General features: G+C 62.7%; 11 protein-coding genes and 2 tRNA genes. 2 read left to right on the forward strand and 11 right to left on the reverse strand.

What is annotated here, in order from left to right; all coding sequences use genetic code 11:
* Positions 1-121 precede the first annotated feature (121 nt).
* The 8 genes from AC1Q6X_RS00105 to AC1Q6X_RS00140 form a co-directional block, all read right to left on the reverse strand.
* Positions 122-217, reverse strand: a tRNA-Sec gene (locus AC1Q6X_RS00105).
* Positions 196-2,181 (reverse strand): selenocysteine-specific translation elongation factor, encoded by a 1,986-nt coding sequence (gene selB, locus AC1Q6X_RS00110; protein ID WP_492494394.1) that lies wholly within the window; start codon positions 2,179-2,181, stop codon positions 196-198. The genes AC1Q6X_RS00105 and selB overlap by 22 nt, the downstream gene beginning before the upstream one ends.
* Entirely contained in the window at positions 2,178-3,599 is a 1,422-nt protein-coding gene (gene selA / locus AC1Q6X_RS00115; protein ID WP_492494396.1) for an L-seryl-tRNA(Sec) selenium transferase, read from the reverse strand. The genes selB and selA overlap by 4 nt, the downstream gene beginning before the upstream one ends.
* Positions 3,596-4,651 carry a formate dehydrogenase accessory protein FdhE gene (fdhE, locus tag AC1Q6X_RS00120; RefSeq protein WP_099411210.1) on the reverse strand — a complete coding sequence of 352 codons (1,056 nt, stop codon included), beginning with the start codon at positions 4,649-4,651 and terminating at the stop codon, positions 3,596-3,598. Before fdhE ends, selA begins: the two co-directional genes overlap by 4 nt.
* Positions 4,652-4,826: 175 nt before the next feature.
* On the reverse strand, positions 4,827-5,498 hold the full coding sequence (locus AC1Q6X_RS00125; RefSeq protein ID WP_492494398.1) for a formate dehydrogenase subunit gamma: 672 nt from the start codon (positions 5,496-5,498) through the stop codon (positions 4,827-4,829).
* Complete coding sequence (gene fdxH / locus AC1Q6X_RS00130; protein WP_070222317.1) at positions 5,488-6,408, reverse strand: formate dehydrogenase subunit beta; 921 nt, start codon at positions 6,406-6,408, stop codon at positions 5,488-5,490. The genes AC1Q6X_RS00125 and fdxH overlap by 11 nt, the downstream gene beginning before the upstream one ends.
* Positions 6,409-6,421: 13 nt before the next feature.
* A complete protein-coding gene (gene fdnG / locus AC1Q6X_RS00135; RefSeq protein ID WP_230505303.1) occupies positions 6,422-9,493 on the reverse strand; it encodes a formate dehydrogenase-N subunit alpha in 3,072 nt (1,023 codons plus the stop codon).
* Between the two features lie 284 nt (positions 9,494-9,777).
* On the reverse strand, positions 9,778-11,928 hold the full coding sequence (locus tag AC1Q6X_RS00140; RefSeq protein ID WP_230505301.1) for a TonB-dependent receptor: 2,151 nt from the start codon (positions 11,926-11,928) through the stop codon (positions 9,778-9,780).
* 382 nt (positions 11,929-12,310) lie between these two features.
* Between AC1Q6X_RS00140 and AC1Q6X_RS00145 the strand changes: the two genes are divergently transcribed.
* Positions 12,311-14,029 (forward strand): methyl-accepting chemotaxis protein, encoded by a 1,719-nt coding sequence (locus AC1Q6X_RS00145; protein ID WP_230505299.1) that lies wholly within the window; start codon positions 12,311-12,313, stop codon positions 14,027-14,029.
* A gap of 25 nt (positions 14,030-14,054) precedes the next feature.
* On the opposite strand, the gene AC1Q6X_RS00150 is transcribed toward AC1Q6X_RS00145, so the two are convergent.
* The gene (locus AC1Q6X_RS00150) at positions 14,055-14,507 is read right to left on the reverse strand and encodes a hypothetical protein (RefSeq protein ID WP_070222327.1); all 453 of its coding nucleotides are present in this window, start codon (positions 14,505-14,507) and stop codon (positions 14,055-14,057) included.
* A gap of 69 nt (positions 14,508-14,576) precedes the next feature.
* Positions 14,577-16,064, reverse strand: coding sequence for a SulP family inorganic anion transporter (locus AC1Q6X_RS00155; RefSeq protein ID WP_492494402.1), 1,488 nt, complete (start codon positions 16,062-16,064; stop codon positions 14,577-14,579).
* A 443-nt stretch (positions 16,065-16,507) separates the two neighbouring features.
* On the opposite strand from AC1Q6X_RS00155, the gene AC1Q6X_RS00160 reads away from it, so the two are divergent.
* Positions 16,508-17,062 (forward strand): inclusion body family protein, encoded by a 555-nt coding sequence (locus AC1Q6X_RS00160; RefSeq protein ID WP_070222332.1) that lies wholly within the window; start codon positions 16,508-16,510, stop codon positions 17,060-17,062.
* Between the two features lie 129 nt (positions 17,063-17,191).
* Here AC1Q6X_RS00160 and AC1Q6X_RS00165 read toward each other — a convergent pair.
* Positions 17,192-17,265: transfer RNA gene (locus AC1Q6X_RS00165), tRNA-Cys, on the reverse strand.
* Positions 17,266-17,379: the final 114 nt, after the last annotated feature.

Consider the following 17,379-nt stretch of genomic DNA (forward strand, 5'->3'; position numbering starts at 1 on the left):
GTACCATCGGCCCCCGCCGGCCATGGCCAAAGGTTGTCAGTTAAACCATTATTTTTCCGTAACGTGGCTCAGGGCCAACGCCGGGATCATCATGCGAGGGGAGGATGGCGAGAAAAACAAGTGGCGGAAAACAGTAGGAGTCGAACCTACGGGAGAACGTCTGACGCCCTCCACCGGGTTTGAAGCCCGGCCACATCACCGGATGAGTGTGCTTTCCGCGGTGCCTGAGCTAGCTGTTGGGGCTGCGGTGTAGGACCACAACGCCTGCGGGCGCAATAGATGCCCATTGCCAACACGGCGAGTATAACCGACGCGGTCGAAGAATTCCAAGACCTGGATCGCCCGCTTGCGGCCCAAGCCGCTGGCGTCGCGGAAAGTGGCCGCGCCCACAGCGCCATTGCCTGCCGGTATGCCGGCATCCTCTTCCGCCTTGCGCGCCAGTTCCCGCACCAGTTGCGCCAGCCCGGCCAGCGCCGCCTGGTGATAGAACAGGTCATGCACCACCTGGCTGATCTGCCCTGCCTTGGCAAGCTTGCGCAACAGCCGGCGCGTTTCGTCCTCGGCCAGGCCGAAACCGCGCGCCAGGTCGCGCGTCCACGGCGGATCGGCACGCCCCTGCTCCAGCGCGGCCAGCAAGGGCTCGGCCATGGCCTGCTCCTGCGGCGTCAGTTCCACGCTGTGCGTCGGCAAGTGCAGGCTGGCGCCGCGCGCCAGGATGCCGCCCTGCGCCAGCAAGCCTTCGACCAGATGGCTCCACAAGGCGTCTTCCATCTCCGCGTCGACGATGCGCTTCAGCCGCCACAGTTCCGGCCCTGCCTCGTCGGGCGCGCGCGCGTGGAAGGCCGCCAGTGCGGTGAGCACCCGCTCTTGCAGCGCCAGCAACGCGGGCGGCGCCACCAGCAGTGCATCGCCGCCGCGCAGGGCGATGCGCCGCGTGTCGGGCGGCAGCGCCAGGGCATGCGCCGGCAGCAGGGACAGGCGCACCAGCAGCGACTCGCGCAGCCCCAGCGGGCTTTGCGCCAGCAGCGCCGCATAGTCGCCGTGCGCGACAAACGCCGCCAGCGCATCGAGCCACGCCAGCCTGGCCGGGCTGCGGCGCTTGCGCGCCGGGCCGAACGGATCGAGCACCATGCCGCCGCCCACCGTCTGCGTCGCTTGCGCATTGCGCACGACGAAGCGGTCACCCGGCACGCCGTGCATGGGAGCCTCGAACACCAGTTGCACCCTGCCCGTCTGTCCCGGCGACAGGGTTTCGCCATCGAGCATGACGGCGCGCGCCAGCTGGTGCGCCGCACCCAGGTGCACGTGCAGCGGCGACCAGGCTTTCAGCTGCACGCCGGCGTCGGGCAGCAGGGTCAGTTCCACGTCCAGGCGCTCGGAACACTGCGCCAGCTCGGGCGCGACGATCCAGTTGCCCCGTTCGATGCGTTCGCGGTCGATGCCGGCCAGGTTCAGCGCCAGACGCTGCCCCGCCATGCCCATCTCGGCCGCGCGGTTCTGCGCATGGATGCTGCGCACGCGCGCAGGCGCGCCGCCGGGCGCCAGCTGCAGCATGTCGCCCACCTGTGCGCATCCCGCCAGCGCCGTGCCGGTGACGATGGTGCCCTGCCCCGACAAGGTGAACACGCGGTCCACGCCCAGGCGGAACAGACGCCGCTCGTCGCGTTGCGGCAAGCTGCACGCCACCTGCGTCAGGTGCGCCAGCAAGGCGGCCACGCCCACATCGTTGTCGCGATGGGCGGCGGTGGGGAAGACCGGGCTGCCCGCCAGCGGCGTGCCGGCCAGCAGCGCCTCGATGTCCGCTTCCACCTGCGCCACGCGGGCGCTGTCTGCGCGGTCGATCTTGGTCAATGCCACGGCGCCGCGCGTCACGCCCAGCAATTGCAGGATGGCCAGGTGCTCGTGCGTCTGCGGCATGACGCCGTCGTCGGCCGCCACCACGAGCAGGGCGAAGTCGATGCCCGTCACGCCGGACGCCATGGTGCGGATGAATTTTTCGTGGCCTGGCACGTCGATCACGCCCAGCACCGTGCCGTCGGCCAGCGGCAGATAGGCGTAACCGAGTTCAATCGAGATGCCGCGCGCCTGCTCTTCCTTGAGGCGGTCCGTGTGCACACCGGTCAATGCGCGCGTGAGTGTCGTCTTGCCATGGTCGATATGGCCTGCGGTGCCGACGATCATGCGGACAACTCGGCGAGCTGCGCGATGAAAGCCGTCTCGTGCGCCGCTTCCAGGCAGCGCAAATCGAGCCACAACGTGTCTTGCCCGATGCGCCCGATCACGGGGCGCGGCATGGCGCGCAGGCGCTGTTCCAGCGTTCCCAATGGATTGCTCAGGCGCGAACCGGGGGCGCTGCGGACGGCCAGGCCAAAGCTGGGCAGCTGGTCGACGGGCAAGGCGCCGCTGCCGATCTGGCTGGTCACGGTTTCGGCGCTGACCACATAGGCGGCACCGAGTACGCTTTGCAGCAGCGGCAGCAGGGTTTGCGCCTGCGCGCGCATGGCGCAAGCGGGACGCGTCAGCAGGCGCAAGGTGGTCAGGCGTTCGGCCAGCAAGTCCGGTGCGCGGTACAGCTGCAGCACGGGGGCCAGGGCCGCCAGGGTGAGTTTGCCCACGCGCAGCGCGCGTTTCAGGGGATTGCGCTTGATCTTCGCGATCAAATCGGCACGCCCGACGATGACGCCGCATTGCGGGCCACCCAGCAATTTATCGCCGCTGAAGGTCACCAGGTCGGCGCCCGCCGCTATCGTCTCGCGCACCGTCGTTTCATGCGGCAGCCCGTATTGCGCCAGGTCGACCAGGGTACCGCTGCCCAGGTCCACGGCCGTGGGAATCGCGTGTTGCGCCGCCAGCGGCACCAGTTCGTCGAGCTCCACGCTTTTCGTGAAACCGGTGATCGCGTAATTGCTGCAATGGACCTTCATCAGCAGGCTTGTCTGCGCGTTGATCGCGTCAGCATAATCGGCCAGGTGCGTGCGGTTGGTGCTGCCCACTTCGCGCAGCACGGCGCCCGCGCGCGTCATCACGTCGGGAATGCGGAAGGCGCCGCCGATTTCCACCAGCTCGCCGCGCGAGACGACGACCTCTTTATTCTGCGCCAGGGTGTTGAGCATCAGCAGCACGGCGGCCGCGTTGTTGTTGACGATGGTGGCCGCTTCGGCCCCCGTCAGTTCGCGCAGCAGTTCCTCGACCAGGTCATCGCGGTCGCCGCGCTTGCCCGTTTCCAGGTCAAATTCCAGGTTCATCGGCCACTGCAGCGCTTCCACCACGGCTTGCACGGCGGCGTCGGGCAGCAAGGCGCGGCCCAGGTTCGTGTGCAGCACGGTGCCCGTCAGGTTGAACACGGGGCGCAGCCGCGGGTGCGCTTGCGATTGCAGCCGTTCGTCCACCTGCGCGACGATGGCGGCGATCGACGCGCCCTCTTCGCCGAAGTTACCAAAACCCGCACCGGCCAGCATGGCAGTGCGCAGTTCGGCCAGCACGGCGCGCGCGCAGGCCAGGGTCTGCACGCGGCCGTAGTGCACAATCAGGGCCAGGCAAGCCGCGTCGCCCAGGATGCGGTCTACCGATGGCAGGCGCACGGTCTGCCCCGTCGTCATGCTGGCTGGCCCTCGCCGCTTTCGCTCTTCCCCAGCCACAGCAGCGGATTGCCGCTGGCGCGCTGGTAGCCCGCTTCGCCCACCAGCAGGTCGAGCATCAGGCTGGCCAAGTCGTCGGCCAGGGGTTCGACGTTGTAATCGTGTTCCTGGTTGAAGACTTTTCGATAGGTATGGCAATCGTCGCAGGTTTCCGCGCGCGCCACCTTTTTCGGGTCATTCGCCTTGTTCGGCAATTTGTCGTCCTTCGCCGTCACGGGGTCGAACGGGGCGGCATCGGCCGCATCGAGGCCCTGGTAGGCGATCTTGCCGTTCTGTTCGCAGGTCGAGCATTTCACGCGCACCATATGCCATTCGCTTTCGCAGATGCCGCAATGCAGGTAGCGGTAGCCCTGCGACTGGCCGCCGATGCGGATCACGCTGGCGACCGGGTGCGAACCGCAGACGGGGCACAGGGTGCCCGTTTCCAGGTCCGGCACGCGCGCGGCGCGCAATTCGCTGGCCGATACCGACCACAGGATTTGCAGGGCGGCCGCGACGAACGGCGCGTGCATGGGATTGAGGTTGTCGCCGTTTTCATCGAGCACGGCATCGGCGCAGGCGTCCAGCGCTGTCGCGTCGAGCGCGCGCAGCTGGGCCAGCACCTGCGTCAGGCCGCCGGACAGGGCCGGCTGGCGTGCCGCCGTGGCGGCCAGTTCGTCGAGCAGGCTGGCAAAGATGTCGCGCCAGACGGGCGGACGGGCGCCGCTGACGGGCAGCACCGGCATACGGTGGGCGATGGCGCGGCGCAGCGCGTCGGGATCGGCGGCAGGCACGGCGCCGGGCGCCAGTTTTCCCACCACGGCGGCCTGCGCATCGGCCAGCGCGGCCATCAGCACCAGGTAGCCCTGCATGCCCGCGTCGACGGGGATGCCCTTGATATTGCCCTGCGCCAGTTCGCGCAAGCGCTGTGCACGCGCCGTAAACAGGCTGACTGGCTGCGGCAGCAGCAGGCGCGGAATCGCGTTGTGGTCCAGGCCTTCGATTTCGCCTGGCTGAAGAATACGTTGTACCAATGGAGTTTTCCCATCAAAAAAAGCACAACACGGCCAGCGGAGTTGGCTGTGCTGTAAAAGTATTTTAATCGATAAAAAGAAAGGGGCCAGTCCTGGGGGACTGGCCCTGGCATACGAAAACGCCGGCGGCGGAGCATGTCGGCTTACGCGAAGCTAAGCCGACCTACCCTGCTGCCTACTTTCTCGTATTACGGATTACCGATTCAAACCACTTCGGATGGTGCTTGCGCGCCCAGCCGTAGGTGACGGTGCCGCGCACCATGGCGCCGACCGAGCCCTTGACCCAGATCGCCGCGTAGATGTGCACGATGATGGCGCAGATGATGCCGAATGCGCAACCGGCATGCAGCAAGGCGGCAAAGCGCACGACGTCGATCGGGAAATAGAACGCGAAGTACGCGCGCCAGATCACGATGCCCGACAACAGCAAGCCCACCATGCAGAACAGCAGCACGAAGAACAGGATCTTCTGGCCGGCATTGTATTTGCCGATCTTCGGAAGCTTGTCTTCGCGGTTGTTGAGCACGTCGCCCATCTGTTTCAGCCACTGCTTGTCGCCGTCCTCGAACTTGTTGTGGTGCCAGAAGCGCACCACGAGGATGGCGAACGAGACGAACATCACCAGGCCGGCAAACGGATGCAAAATGCGCGTCCATTGCCCGCCGCCGAACAGGTTCGCCAGCCACGCCATCGAGGGATGGAACATGGCCAGGCCGGACAGGGCCAGCATGACGAAGGTGATGGCCGTCACCCAGTGATTCGTGCGCTCGTTCGGGTTGTAGCGTTCGATCAAGGGATTGCCATCCTTGTCGCGCAGCTTGCCATCGTGAAGGTCACTATGCTTCATGCTGTTCCTCCCGGATGCGCTTGGCCTCTTCCAGCGCCTCGTGCTCTTCGTCCTTGCTCACTTCGTTCGGGCCGACACGCGTGTAATGGAAGAAGCCTGCCAGTGCCGTGGCAGCCATGCCGGCCACCGCCAGCGGCTTGGACCAGCCCTTCCAGAAGCCCACCATCGGGCTGATGCGCGGGCGTTCCGGCAAGTTCGAATACAGCTTCGGCTTGTCGGCATGGTGCAGCACGTACATCACGTGCGTGCCGCCCACGCCCAGCGGATCGTACAGGCCCGCATTCTCGAAACCGCGCGACTTCAGGTCGACGATGCGCTCTTCCGCATGCACCTTCATGTCTTCCTTGGTGCCGAAAACGATGGCGCCCGTCGGGCACGTCTTCACGCAGGCCGGTTCCTGGCCCACGGCGACGCGGTCCGAGCACAAGGTGCACTTGTAGGCGCGGTCGTCCTTTTTCGAAATGCGGGGCACGTCGAAAGGACAGCCGGCCACGCAGTAGCCGCAGCCGATGCAGTTTTCCTGGTGGAAATCCACGATGCCGTTCGTGTATTGCACGATGGCGCCCGGCGCCGGACAGGCTTTCAAACAGCCCGGGTCCTCGCAGTGCATGCAGCCATCCTTGCGGATCAGCCACTCGAGGTTGCCGTCGTTGTTTTCGTGTTCGGCAAAACGCATCACCGTCCACGATTGCGGCGTCAGGTCCGTCGGATTGTCATAGGTGCCATGGTTTTCGCCGACTTCGTCACGCAAGTCGTTCCATTCCATGCACGCCGTCTGGCAAGCCTTGCAGCCGATGCATTTCGACACATCGATCAGCTTGGCCACGGTGCCCGTCACCGGGCTGCGCGCCTCCGGCGGCGTTACCGTGGTCGCCGACAGGCGCCGGATATCTAAGGATTGCAGTGCCATTATTGAGCTCCCATCATGCTTTTTCCACCTTCACGAGGAAGGACTTGAATTCCGGCGTTTGCGAATTCGCATCCCCCACGCCCGGCGTCAGGGTGTTGATCAGATACCCCGGCTTGGCCACGCCCGTAAAGCCCCAGTGCAGCGGCAGGCCCACGGTATGCACCGGCTTGCCTTCGATCATCAAGGCCTTGATGCGCTTGGTGACGACGGCCTTGGCGATGATGTGGCCGCGCTTGGAACTGACGCGCACTTCGCCGCCAGCCACCACGCCGATGCTCTTGGCCAGCTCTTCGCCGATTTCGACGAATTGCTGCGGCTGGATGATGGCGTTCAGGCGCGCATGCTTGGTCCAGTAATGGAAATGCTCGGTCAAACGGTAGCTGGTCGCCACATGCGGATATTCCTCATGCGTGCCGAACATTTTCCGGTCATCGGCGAACACGCGCGCGGCCGGATTGCTGGTCGCCTGCGGGTTTTTCGGATGCATGGGGTTGTAGCCCAGCGGATTTTCGAACGGCTCGTAATGCTCGGGGAACGGCCCTTCGGCCATGGCGCCGCGCGCAAAAAAGCGCGCCACGCCCTCGCCCAGCATGATGAACGGCCCCATGCCGTTTTCCGGCGGTTCATCGGCCTTGAAGTCGGGAATGTCGGCCCCGCTCCAGTTCGTGCCATTCCATTCGATCAACTTGCGGGTCGGATCGAAGGCCTTGCCCTTCAAGTCGCACGAGGCGCGGTTGTACAGCACGCGGCGGTTCGCCGGCCACGCCCAGGCCCAGCCCAGAGTCTGGCCGATGCCGGTCGGGTCGCTGTTGTCGCGCCGTCCCATCTGGTTGCCCGCCTGCGTCCAGCTGCCGGCGAAGATCCAGCAACCGCTGGTGGTCGTGCCATCGTCGCGCAATTGCGCAAACGAGGCCAGCTGCTCGCCCTTTTTCACCAGCAGCTTGGTCGGATCTTTCGGATCGTACAAGTCGGCCAGCGCCTTGCCGTTGAATTCGCGGGCAATTTCTTCCGGCTGCGGGTTATGCGGCTGCGCATAATTCCACGTCAGGTTGACGATAGGATCGGGGAACTTGCCGCCCTCTTTCTTGTACATGCTACGCATGCGCAAGAACAGGCCCGACATGATCTCCAGGTCGCTGCGCGCCTGGCCCGGCGGTTCGGCCGCCTGCCAGTGCCACTGCAGCACGCGCGAGGAACTGACCAGCGAACCGCGTTCTTCGGCGAAGCAGCTCGTCGGCAAGCGGAACACTTCCGTCATGATCTTGGTGGGATCGACTTCGTGGTATTGCCCGTGCGCCTTCCAGAATTCGCCCGTTTCCACGGCCAGCGGGTCCATGATGACGAGGAACTTCAGCTTGGCCAGCGCTTCCGTGACCTTCTGCTTGTTCGGCGCGGACGCCAGCACATTGAAGCCCTGGCAGATATAGCCCGTCATCTTGCCTTGGTGCATGTTCTCGATGGCTTGCATCAAGTCATACGGCTTGTCCAGCTTCGGCAGGTAGTCGAAGGCGTAGTTATTGTCCGCCGTGGCGAAGTCGCCCCACCACGTCTTCATGAAGCTGACGTGGAATTTGCGGTAATTGCTCCAATAGCTGAGCTGGTTCGGCCGCAGCGGCTTGGTGGCGCGCGCGGCGATGTAGGCGTCGAAATCCTGCTCGCCCTCGTTCGGCAAGGTCATGTAGCCTGGCAACAGGTTCGACATCAGGCCCAGGTCGGTCAAGCCCTGGATGTTCGAGTGGCCGCGCAAGGCGTTCATGCCGCCGCCCGCGATACCCATGTTACCCAGCAGCAACTGCACCATGGCGCCCGTGCGGATGGTTTGCGCGCCCGTCGAGTGGTGCGTCCAGCCCAGCGCGTACAGGATGGTACCGGCGCGCCCAGGCACGGCGGTCGAAGCCAAAGCTTCCGCCACCTTGTGGAACTTGTCGGCCGACACGCCGCACGTACGCTCGACCATCTCGGTCGTGTAACGCGCGTAGTGCTTCTTCATCATCTGGTAGACGCAGCGCGGGTGTTCCAGGGTCGGGTCGACCTTGGCGTAGCCGTCGTCGCCGATCTCGTAATCCCAGGTGGCCTTGTCGGTGTACTTGCCTTTTTCCTTGTCGAAACCCGAGAACAGGCCGTCCTCGAACGCATAGTCTTCGCGCACGATGAAAGGCATGTCCGTGTAGTTGCGCACGTACTCATGCTGGATCTTGTCGTTCGTCAGCAGATAATTGATGATCGCGCCGAGGAAGACGATGTCCGTGCCGGTACGCGTGGCGCAGTAGTAATCTGCCACGGATGCGGTACGGGTAAAACGCGGATCGACAACGATCAGCTTGGCCTTGTTATGCGCCTTCGCTTCCGTGACCCATTTGAATCCGCAAGGATGTGCTTCTGCTGCATTGCCGCCCATGACCAGGATCACGTCGGCATTCTTGATATCGACCCAATGATTCGTCATCGCGCCACGGCCAAACGTCGGGGCAAGACCTGCCACCGTCGGTCCGTGTCATACACGCGCCTGATTATCAAAGGTTAGCATCCCCATGCTGCGCACTGTCTTGTGGGTCAGATACCCGACCTCGTTGCTGCCGGCGGACGCGGCAAGCATGCCGGTGGAGAGCCAGCGGTTGACGGTCTTGCCGTCGGCATTCTTTTCGATCAGGTTGGCGTCGCGGTCATCCTTCATCAGGCGCGCGATCTTGTCGAGCGCCACATCCCAGGAGATCGGTTGCCATTCCGTGCCGCCCGGTGCGCGGTATTCGGGCACTTTCAGGCGGTTCGGGCTGTGGATGAAGTCGACCAGGCTGGCGCCTTTCGGGCACAGCGTGCCGCGGTTCACCGGGTGATCGGCATCGCCTTCCACGTGGATGATGCTGGAGACGGCATTTTTCGCGCCATCGCCCAGGCCATACAGCAGAACGCCGCAGCCAACGGAACAGTAAGGACAGGTATTGCGGGTCTCGGTCGTGCGAGCCAGCTTGTATTGCCGTACCTCTGCCAACGCCTGCCCCGGCGCGAAACCGAGCAAGGCGAGGCTGGAGCCAGCAATCGTGGCGCCAGTGACCCGAAGGAACTGGCGCCTGGATATCTGAACCATATCAGACCTCTATGATGTGAGTAAATAAAAAGTCATACGGCGTCATGACAGTGTCATATCCATAAGATATAAGCACCATGCCTGTGCCGTATGAGGCGTATTTTACCCCTCAAAGGCAATCAAGGCTCAGTCCGCCGGAAAAAATTGCACATAGTCAACATTATTTTATCGGTACCGAATAGTTCCTCTAAACAATACCATCCTGCACATGCTGCGCCCGCCATGAAAAAAACCCGCTCACGCGAGCGGGTTTTTTATGGATGGGAGCGAACTTGCCAGCGAATTTACAGGCTGTAGCGCAAGGTCAACGCCACGTTGCGCGGCGCGCCCGGCAAGCTCAGGTTCGGGCTGGAACCATGGCCTGACACGATGTAGCGCGTGTCGCCGATATTGTTGATGTTCAGCTGCACTTCATAGCGGCCCGTGCGGTAGGCAGCCATGGCGTCGGCCGTCACGTAGCCCGGCAGCACGACCGTGTTGCCCGGATTGGCGAAGCGGCTGCCGACGGCATTCGCGCCGCCGCCCACCGTGAAGCCGTGGCCCAGGTCTTTCGTCAGCCACAGGTTGGCCATGTTGCGCGCCGTCAGGGTGGCGCGCTTGCCCTTGATGGCCACCGAACTGGCCGTCGTCGTGCCCGGCGCATTCACGCTGCGGTCGACGGCGATGGAATCGGTGATGGTGGCGTCCAGGTAAGCATAGCCGGCCATCATTTTCCAGCCGTCATGCAAGTCCGCGTTAAAGGTCAGCTCCAGGCCGTCCGTGCGCTGCGTGCCGACGGGCACGATGCGGTTCGTGATCGGGTCGCTGGTCTTGATGTTGTCGCGCTCCAGGCGGAACAGCGACACGGTGGCGTTGGCGCGGCCGCCCCACAGGTCGTACTTGGCGCCCACTTCCGTGTTGCGCGTGGTTTCCGGCGCCAGGTCGGCATTGTTGGCGGCCAGGGCGAAGTTCTCGCCGCTGGGCTGGAACGAGCGGCTCCACGACGCGTAGTACGATTGCGTCGCGCCCGGTTGCCAGACGAGGCCGGCGCGGGGGCTGTAGGCCGAATCCGTGCGCGACAGGTTGGCCGTCGTTACGCCAAGCGCATTGGCCAGGCGCGACTGCTGCTTGTAGCGGTCATAGCGCAGGCCGGCCAGCGCCTTCCACTCGTCGCTGAAGCTGATGGCGTCCTGCACGTAGGCGGCGGCCGTGTCGTAGGTGCCGAAGGTATCGCCGCGCGCGCCCAGCTTGCTGCGGTTGACCACAGGCAGGACGGGATGGAAGATCGACACATTCGTCGCCACCACGGTCGAGGCCCAGCTCGACGCATCCTTGTTTTGCTTGCCGAACTCGGCGCCGTACAGCACTTCGTGGCGCAGGCCGCCCGTGACCAGCTTTTGCGTCAGTTCCGTCTGGTTGAACCAGCCGCTCTCGTCGCGGTTGAGCTTGGCATGACCGAGGCTCATCGTGCCCTTGACTTCGTTGACGTTGCCGGAAATATTCGTGTTGTTGCGGTCCAGGTGGTAATCGTAATAGCGGAAGGCATTGCGCAGCGACAAGGTATCGCTGAACTTGTGCGTCAGGGTGGCGGCCGTGGAGACCACGCGCGACTGGCTGAAGTCCGCATCGCGGGCATTCGCGGCGCCATAATAAGTGCCCGCATCGACGGCGACGGGGCGGCCCTGGTAGGACGGGATGCCGAAGTCCGTCAGGCGGCGGTCTTCCAGGTAGTCGCCCTGCAGCAGCAGTTTCGTCGCGTTTGAGAGGCGGATGGCCACGGATGGCGCCAGCGCCGTGCGGTTGATGAATTGCTGGTCGCGGTAGCTGTCCGACAATTCGCGCGCGCCCGTGAAGCGCCAGTCCACCGTCTCGCCGACACGGCCCACGTCGACTTCGCCGCGGCGCCCTGCCGTATTGGTCAGGCTCAGGGCCACGTCCGTGATATCGATGCCGGGCTTCTTGGTGATGCGGTTCACCAGGCCGCCCGAGGAACCGCGGCCGTACAGCACGGCGGCCGGTCCCTTGATCACTTCCAGGCGCTCGACGTTCGACAGGTCGCGGAAATACAGCGCGTCATCGCGGAAGCCGTCGACGAACTGGTCGCCGATGGCCGTGAAGCCGCGGATGAATACCTGGTCGCGCTGGCCGTCGCCCGTGGACAGGCCCACGCCGGGGATGTTCTTCATGATGTCCTGGATCGACATGGCGTTCTGGTCGCGGATGACGGCGGCCGGCACCACGTTGATCGTTTGCGGCACGTCGCGCAGGGCCATTTCCGTCTTGGTGCCGCTGGCGGAGGTGGCGGCGACATAGCCATCCTTGTCCTTCGATGCCGTCACAGTGACGGCGGGCAAGCTTTCCTGCGCCCAGGCCGCCAATGGCGTGGCGCCCAAGGTCAAGGCGCCCAGTACGGCGATGGTGATCGGTTTACATCCTGGCTTGCGACGTTGCTGCATACAATTCCCTGGTCGATGTTTTAATACGAATGATTATCATTAGTATTTTATCAGGCAAACATGCATAAAGTAAGCGTTTCTGTAAGTGATAGTACTTATGGACTAGGTACTTGATGTAAAAACACAACAGGAAATCAATATCAAAAAATAATTAAAATTGCCGTAAGAAACTATTTCTCTGCGTCAATGCTATACTTACGCCTTGCTGGGCAACGGTCAGCCTGACCGGCATGCCCCCTGTTTCACCTCCAACGCCACGCTCAGCGCGGCGCGCCGCACAGCCATCACGCGGCACCCGAAGACCCCGATCCCCTGCGCCTCGCGGCGCCTGTCCGCCCCTGCTGGCGGCGGCGATCATGACTATTAAACTGTTAGGAATTACATGAAAAACCTGAACATCGGCAGCCGCCTTGGCGTCGGCTTTGCTGTCGTATTGCTGTTGCTTGCCGCCTTGACCATCACCGCCCTCGTGCGCATGCAAACGGCCAGCGACCTGACTTACCGCCTGATCAATACCAGCATCAAGAACCAGCGCATGGTGGCCGAATGGTCGAAGATCATTGAACTCAACAGCGTGCGCGGCGTCGCCTCGTTCGAAATCACCGATCCTGTCGTGCGCGCCAAGATCGAGGACGACTTGAAAGTCGATGCGGAGCGTTCCAGCAAGCTGCAGGACGACATCGTCGCATCCTTGCTCAACCCTGCCGTGATCGAGCAATTCAAGGTCGTGCGCAAGGTGCGCACCGATTACGTGACGACGCGCGCGCGCGCCTTCAAGATGAAGGCCGACGGCGACATGGCAGGCGCCAAGATCGTGTTCGACAAGGAAGTCGCGCCCATCACCGTGGCCTATCTGGCCGAAGTGAAGCGCTTCGCCAACATGCAGATCAAGGCGGCCGACGGCGTCGGCGCCAGCATCATCGAAGCGTACAGCAGCACGCGCATCTTCCTGATCACCATGGGCGTGCTGGCCGTGCTGATGGGCATCGGTTTTGCGTGGTGGATCACGCGCTCGATCACCGGCCCCATCCGCGACGCCGTGAAAGTGGCGGAAACCGTGGCAGCAGGCGACCTGAGCAGCACCATCACGGCACAGGGCCGCGATGAAACGGCCCAGCTGATGCATGCGCTGAAAACCATGAACGACAGCCTCGTCGGTATCGTGGGCCAGGTGCGCAGCGGCACCGACACCATCGCCACGGCATCGGCGGAAATCGCCGCCGGCAACCAGGACCTGTCGTCGCGCACGGAACAGCAAGCCAGTTCGCTGGAAGAAACCGCCTCGTCGATGGAAGAACTGACGTCGACCGTGAAACAGAATGCCGACAACGCGCGCCAGGCGAATAAGCTGGCCGGCGACGCGGCCGGCATCGCCAGCCGCGGCGGCGCCGTGGTGGCCGAAGTGGTCGCCACCATGGGCGAGATCAATACCTCGTCGAAGAAAATCGTCGACATCATCTCCGTCATCGACGGCATCGCCTTCCAGACCAACATCCTGGCCTTGAACGCGGCCGTGGAAGCGGCGCGCGCCGGCGAACAGGGACGCGGCTTCGCCGTCGTGGCAACCGAGGTGCGCAACCTGGCGCAGCGCTCGGCAGCGGCAGCGAAAGAAATCAAGGGCCTGATCGACGATTCCGTGCAAAAGGTCGACGTGGGCACGGACCTGGTCGACAAGGCCGGCAAGACGATGGAAGAAATCGTGCAAAGCATCGGCTTCGTCACCTCCATCATGAGCGAAATCAGCAACGCCAGCGAAGAGCAAAGCGCGGGCATCGAGCAAGTCAACCAGGCCATTTCGGAAATGGACCAGGTAACCCAGCAAAATGCGGCGCTGGTGGAAGAAGCGTCGGCAGCGGCCGAAGCGATGCAGGAACAGGCGAGCGAGCTGGCGCAGGTGGTCAGCGTGTTCCGCCTCGATGCAAACGCTACGGCCACCGACCGTTTCAGCGCCAAGGCGGCGCAGCGCAGCGCGCCGGCAGCGCCGGCAGCGCCGGCAGCCCCGGCCGCTCCTGCACGCAAGGCCCCTGCCCTGCGCCTGCCCGCGACGCGCGCCAGCAGCAAGGCGAACGCACCGGCCGAAGGCGAGTGGGAAGAGTTTTAAATCTGCTGCAGCAAGCCGCGCGCCATCAAGCCGCGCGCGCTTGCGCTGTGGCGATCAGTGCCGCCAGTTCGCGCGGCGCGGATTGCCCCAGAAATTCCAGGGCCAGCGCCTCCGGATCGATGGCGGCATCCATCGGCAAGCCATGCTCGAAACCGCCCACCATGGTGCGGCAGAAATGCGGCGATTCGGCCCGCGTTTCCACATACCAGCAACCCGCATGACCCTGCACGAAGTATTCGCCGATAAAGTAGCCGAGCATGGTTTTCACCCATTGCCAGCTCTCGTCGCGGATGACGATGGTGCGCATGGCCGCATCGATGTACGGCAGGTACTCGGCCGCGTTCGTCAGCACTTCGTGCGCGGGCTGGATGCCCAGGCGCTCGACAAAATTCACCAGCGACGCGCCCAGCGCGTCATAGTAGGCATCAAAAGCCGTTTGGCTTTGCTGCAATAATTGTTCTTGTTCGTACGACAGCATTCACACTCCACAGACATTCAACAATTCCGCCCATCCCGAGAAATGGCGCGGAGCAGACTTTCCCCTATTTTACGCCACGCTCACATCGACGCCCGCGCGCTGCAGCAAGGCCTGGTTGCGGGCGGACAGATGCGTCACCTGCAGGTGCTTGCCCGCCTTGTCGTAGCGCTCGTACAAGGCTTCGATGGCCGCGACGGCCGAGTGGTCGGCCATGTGCAGATGCCGGCAATCGAGGATGACGCGGACCGGATCACCGGCCGGCTGGAACAGTTCCAGGAAATGCGTGGTCGAGGCGAAGAACAGCGTGCCGTGCGGCAGGTACACGCGCACGCCCGAGCTGCCATCATCGATGTCGGCGCGCATGTCGCGCGCATGTTGCCAGGCAAAATTCAAGGCGGCAATCACGATGCCGCACAGCACGGCCATCGCCAGGTCCGTGAACACGGTGATCACCGTCACGGCGACGATCACCAGCGCATCCTGCAACGGCACCTTGCCCAGCACGCGCAAGGAACCCCAGGCAAACGTCTGCTGCGCCACGACGAACATCACGCCGACCAGCGCGGCCAGCGGGATGCGCTCGATCAGCGGCGACAGGAACAGGATGAACAATAAAATCATCACGCCGGCCATCACGCCCGACAGGCGCGAGCGGCCGCCCGAGCTCAGGTTGATCATCGTCTGCCCGATCATGGCGCAGCCGCCCATGCCGCCAAACAGCCCCGACACGACATTCGAAGCGCCGAGCGCGATGCATTCGCGGTTCGGCTGGCCCCGCGTTTCAGTCATCTCATCGGTGAGATTAAAGGTGAGCAAGGTTTCCAGCAAGCCCACCATGGCCATCAGCGCCGCATACGGGAAGATGATGTGCAAGGTCGCCATATCCAGCGGTACGGCGGGCCAATGCAGGGCTGGCAAGCCACCGGCGATATGCGCGAGGTCGCCCAAGGTGCGCGTGGGCAGATGCAGGAAATGGCTGAGCACGCCCACGCCCAGGATGGCCACCAGCGCGGGCGGCACGGCTTTTGTCAGGCGCGGCAACACGTAGACGATGGCCATGGTGAGCAGCACCAGCGCGCCCATCACATACAAGGGCGTGCCTTGCAGCCAGGTTTCGCCCTGCGGCGTGGCCTGGCGAAAGTGTTCGAGCTGGGACATGGCGATGACGATGGCCAGGCCATTCACAAAGCCCAGCATCACGGGATGGGGCACCATGCGGATCAGCTTACCCAGGCGCAAGAGGCCGAACAGCGCCATGATGATGCCGCTCAGCACCACAGTCGCCAGCAGATATTGCACGCCATGCTGGGCCACCAGTGCCACGATGACGACGGCCATGGAACCGGCCGCGCCCGAAATCATGCCGGGACGCCCGCCAAAGATGGCCGTCAATGCGCATATGATGAAGGCGCCATACAGGCCCATCAGGGGATTCAACTGTGCCACCAGGGCAAAGGCGATGCATTCGGGCACCAGGGCGAACGAGGTGGTCAGGCCCGCCAGGACATTTTTTTGTATGTTCGAGAACCACTCTTCCCGAAAACTTGCGTTGATCATTGATTCACATCCAGGGTCGGAACAGGGAAATGCGCGTCCAATGGACAGCGCAGCCATGCAGGCAGGCTTCGCGGGGGAGCCACGACTAGCTTTAACGGAGAGGGAAATCGTCAGCGACTACATGGGGTGGCGAAAAGGGAAAGATTCATCAGCGCACCATGGGGTACGGCTGAGCCTGCAGACATTATACAAGATGCGGCCGGGCCGGATGGGCGGGACCGCGGCACCCAGACGCGGGCAGGAAAATAATGTTTCCAACAGCTGTATTTACAAAATAAAAATAATTTAAATGGAATATTTTTAAATAATACTGCTGTTTCAATTGGATAGTATCTATGCAATTTTCTCCATTATTCTACACAGCAGCGGTGGAGACTGCTTACCACATTAAAAAACGGGGCGTATCCGAAAAGCCAGACGAGTAGGAAAACCGAGGAGGAATCATGACCGACGCGCAATTATATGCCAGCAATATTACAATCAACATTCTCGTTGTAATAGACACCGATCTGATTATGGCTCAGCATCCGCGTCAGACCGCCCCTGATCAGAGCAAGCCCGTTGGCCTGGCGCATACCAGCCAGTACATGATTGCCACCGACCCGCGCGGCATCAATAGCGGACAAGGCTCTGCTGACCTGAGTTTCAGGGCCAACGTGGGCGACTATGTCTCGTTCACCGGCGCTTCCATCTATGACAACGCCGATTCGGCCGTCATTGTGTATGGCATCAATTACTGGAATGGCGACAAGGTCTTCAATACCTTTGTCTCCAATACCATTACCCGCAGAAATGCGGTCATGCCGAATTCGGATTCCTCGAATGGTTTGCCGGCAATACAGCAACCGCGCAATTTTTCTAATTTCACGGCGCAGGTATCCAAATCCGGCACGGAAAATTTCTATGTCTATATTGCCGTATATAGCCTGAATGACGATGGCCAGACGCAAAGCCTGTATGGTTATTTTTATTGGGATCCACAGATTACTGTCGGTTAGTCATTTCCCGGAAATCAAATAAACTGAAGCCCTGTATTTAATTGCAGCCGACGCCGTTCAGCCGCATAGGCAAAAAAAAGCCCACCGAAGTGGGCTTTTTTATCTGCGCGTCAATCACTGCGCTGCATCTGGAGGCGAGGACGGGAATCGAACCCGTCTAAACGGCTTTGCAGGCCGCTGCATAACCTCTTTGCTACCTCGCCAGAGGAACTGCTTGGATGCGCCTTGCGGCCCACCTTGAAAACTGGAGCGGGAGAAGAGTCTCGAACTCTCGACCTCAACCTTGGCAAGGTTGCGCTCTACCAACTGAGCTACTC

The organism is Janthinobacterium sp. GW823-FHT06H09 (genome assembly GCF_058794735.1).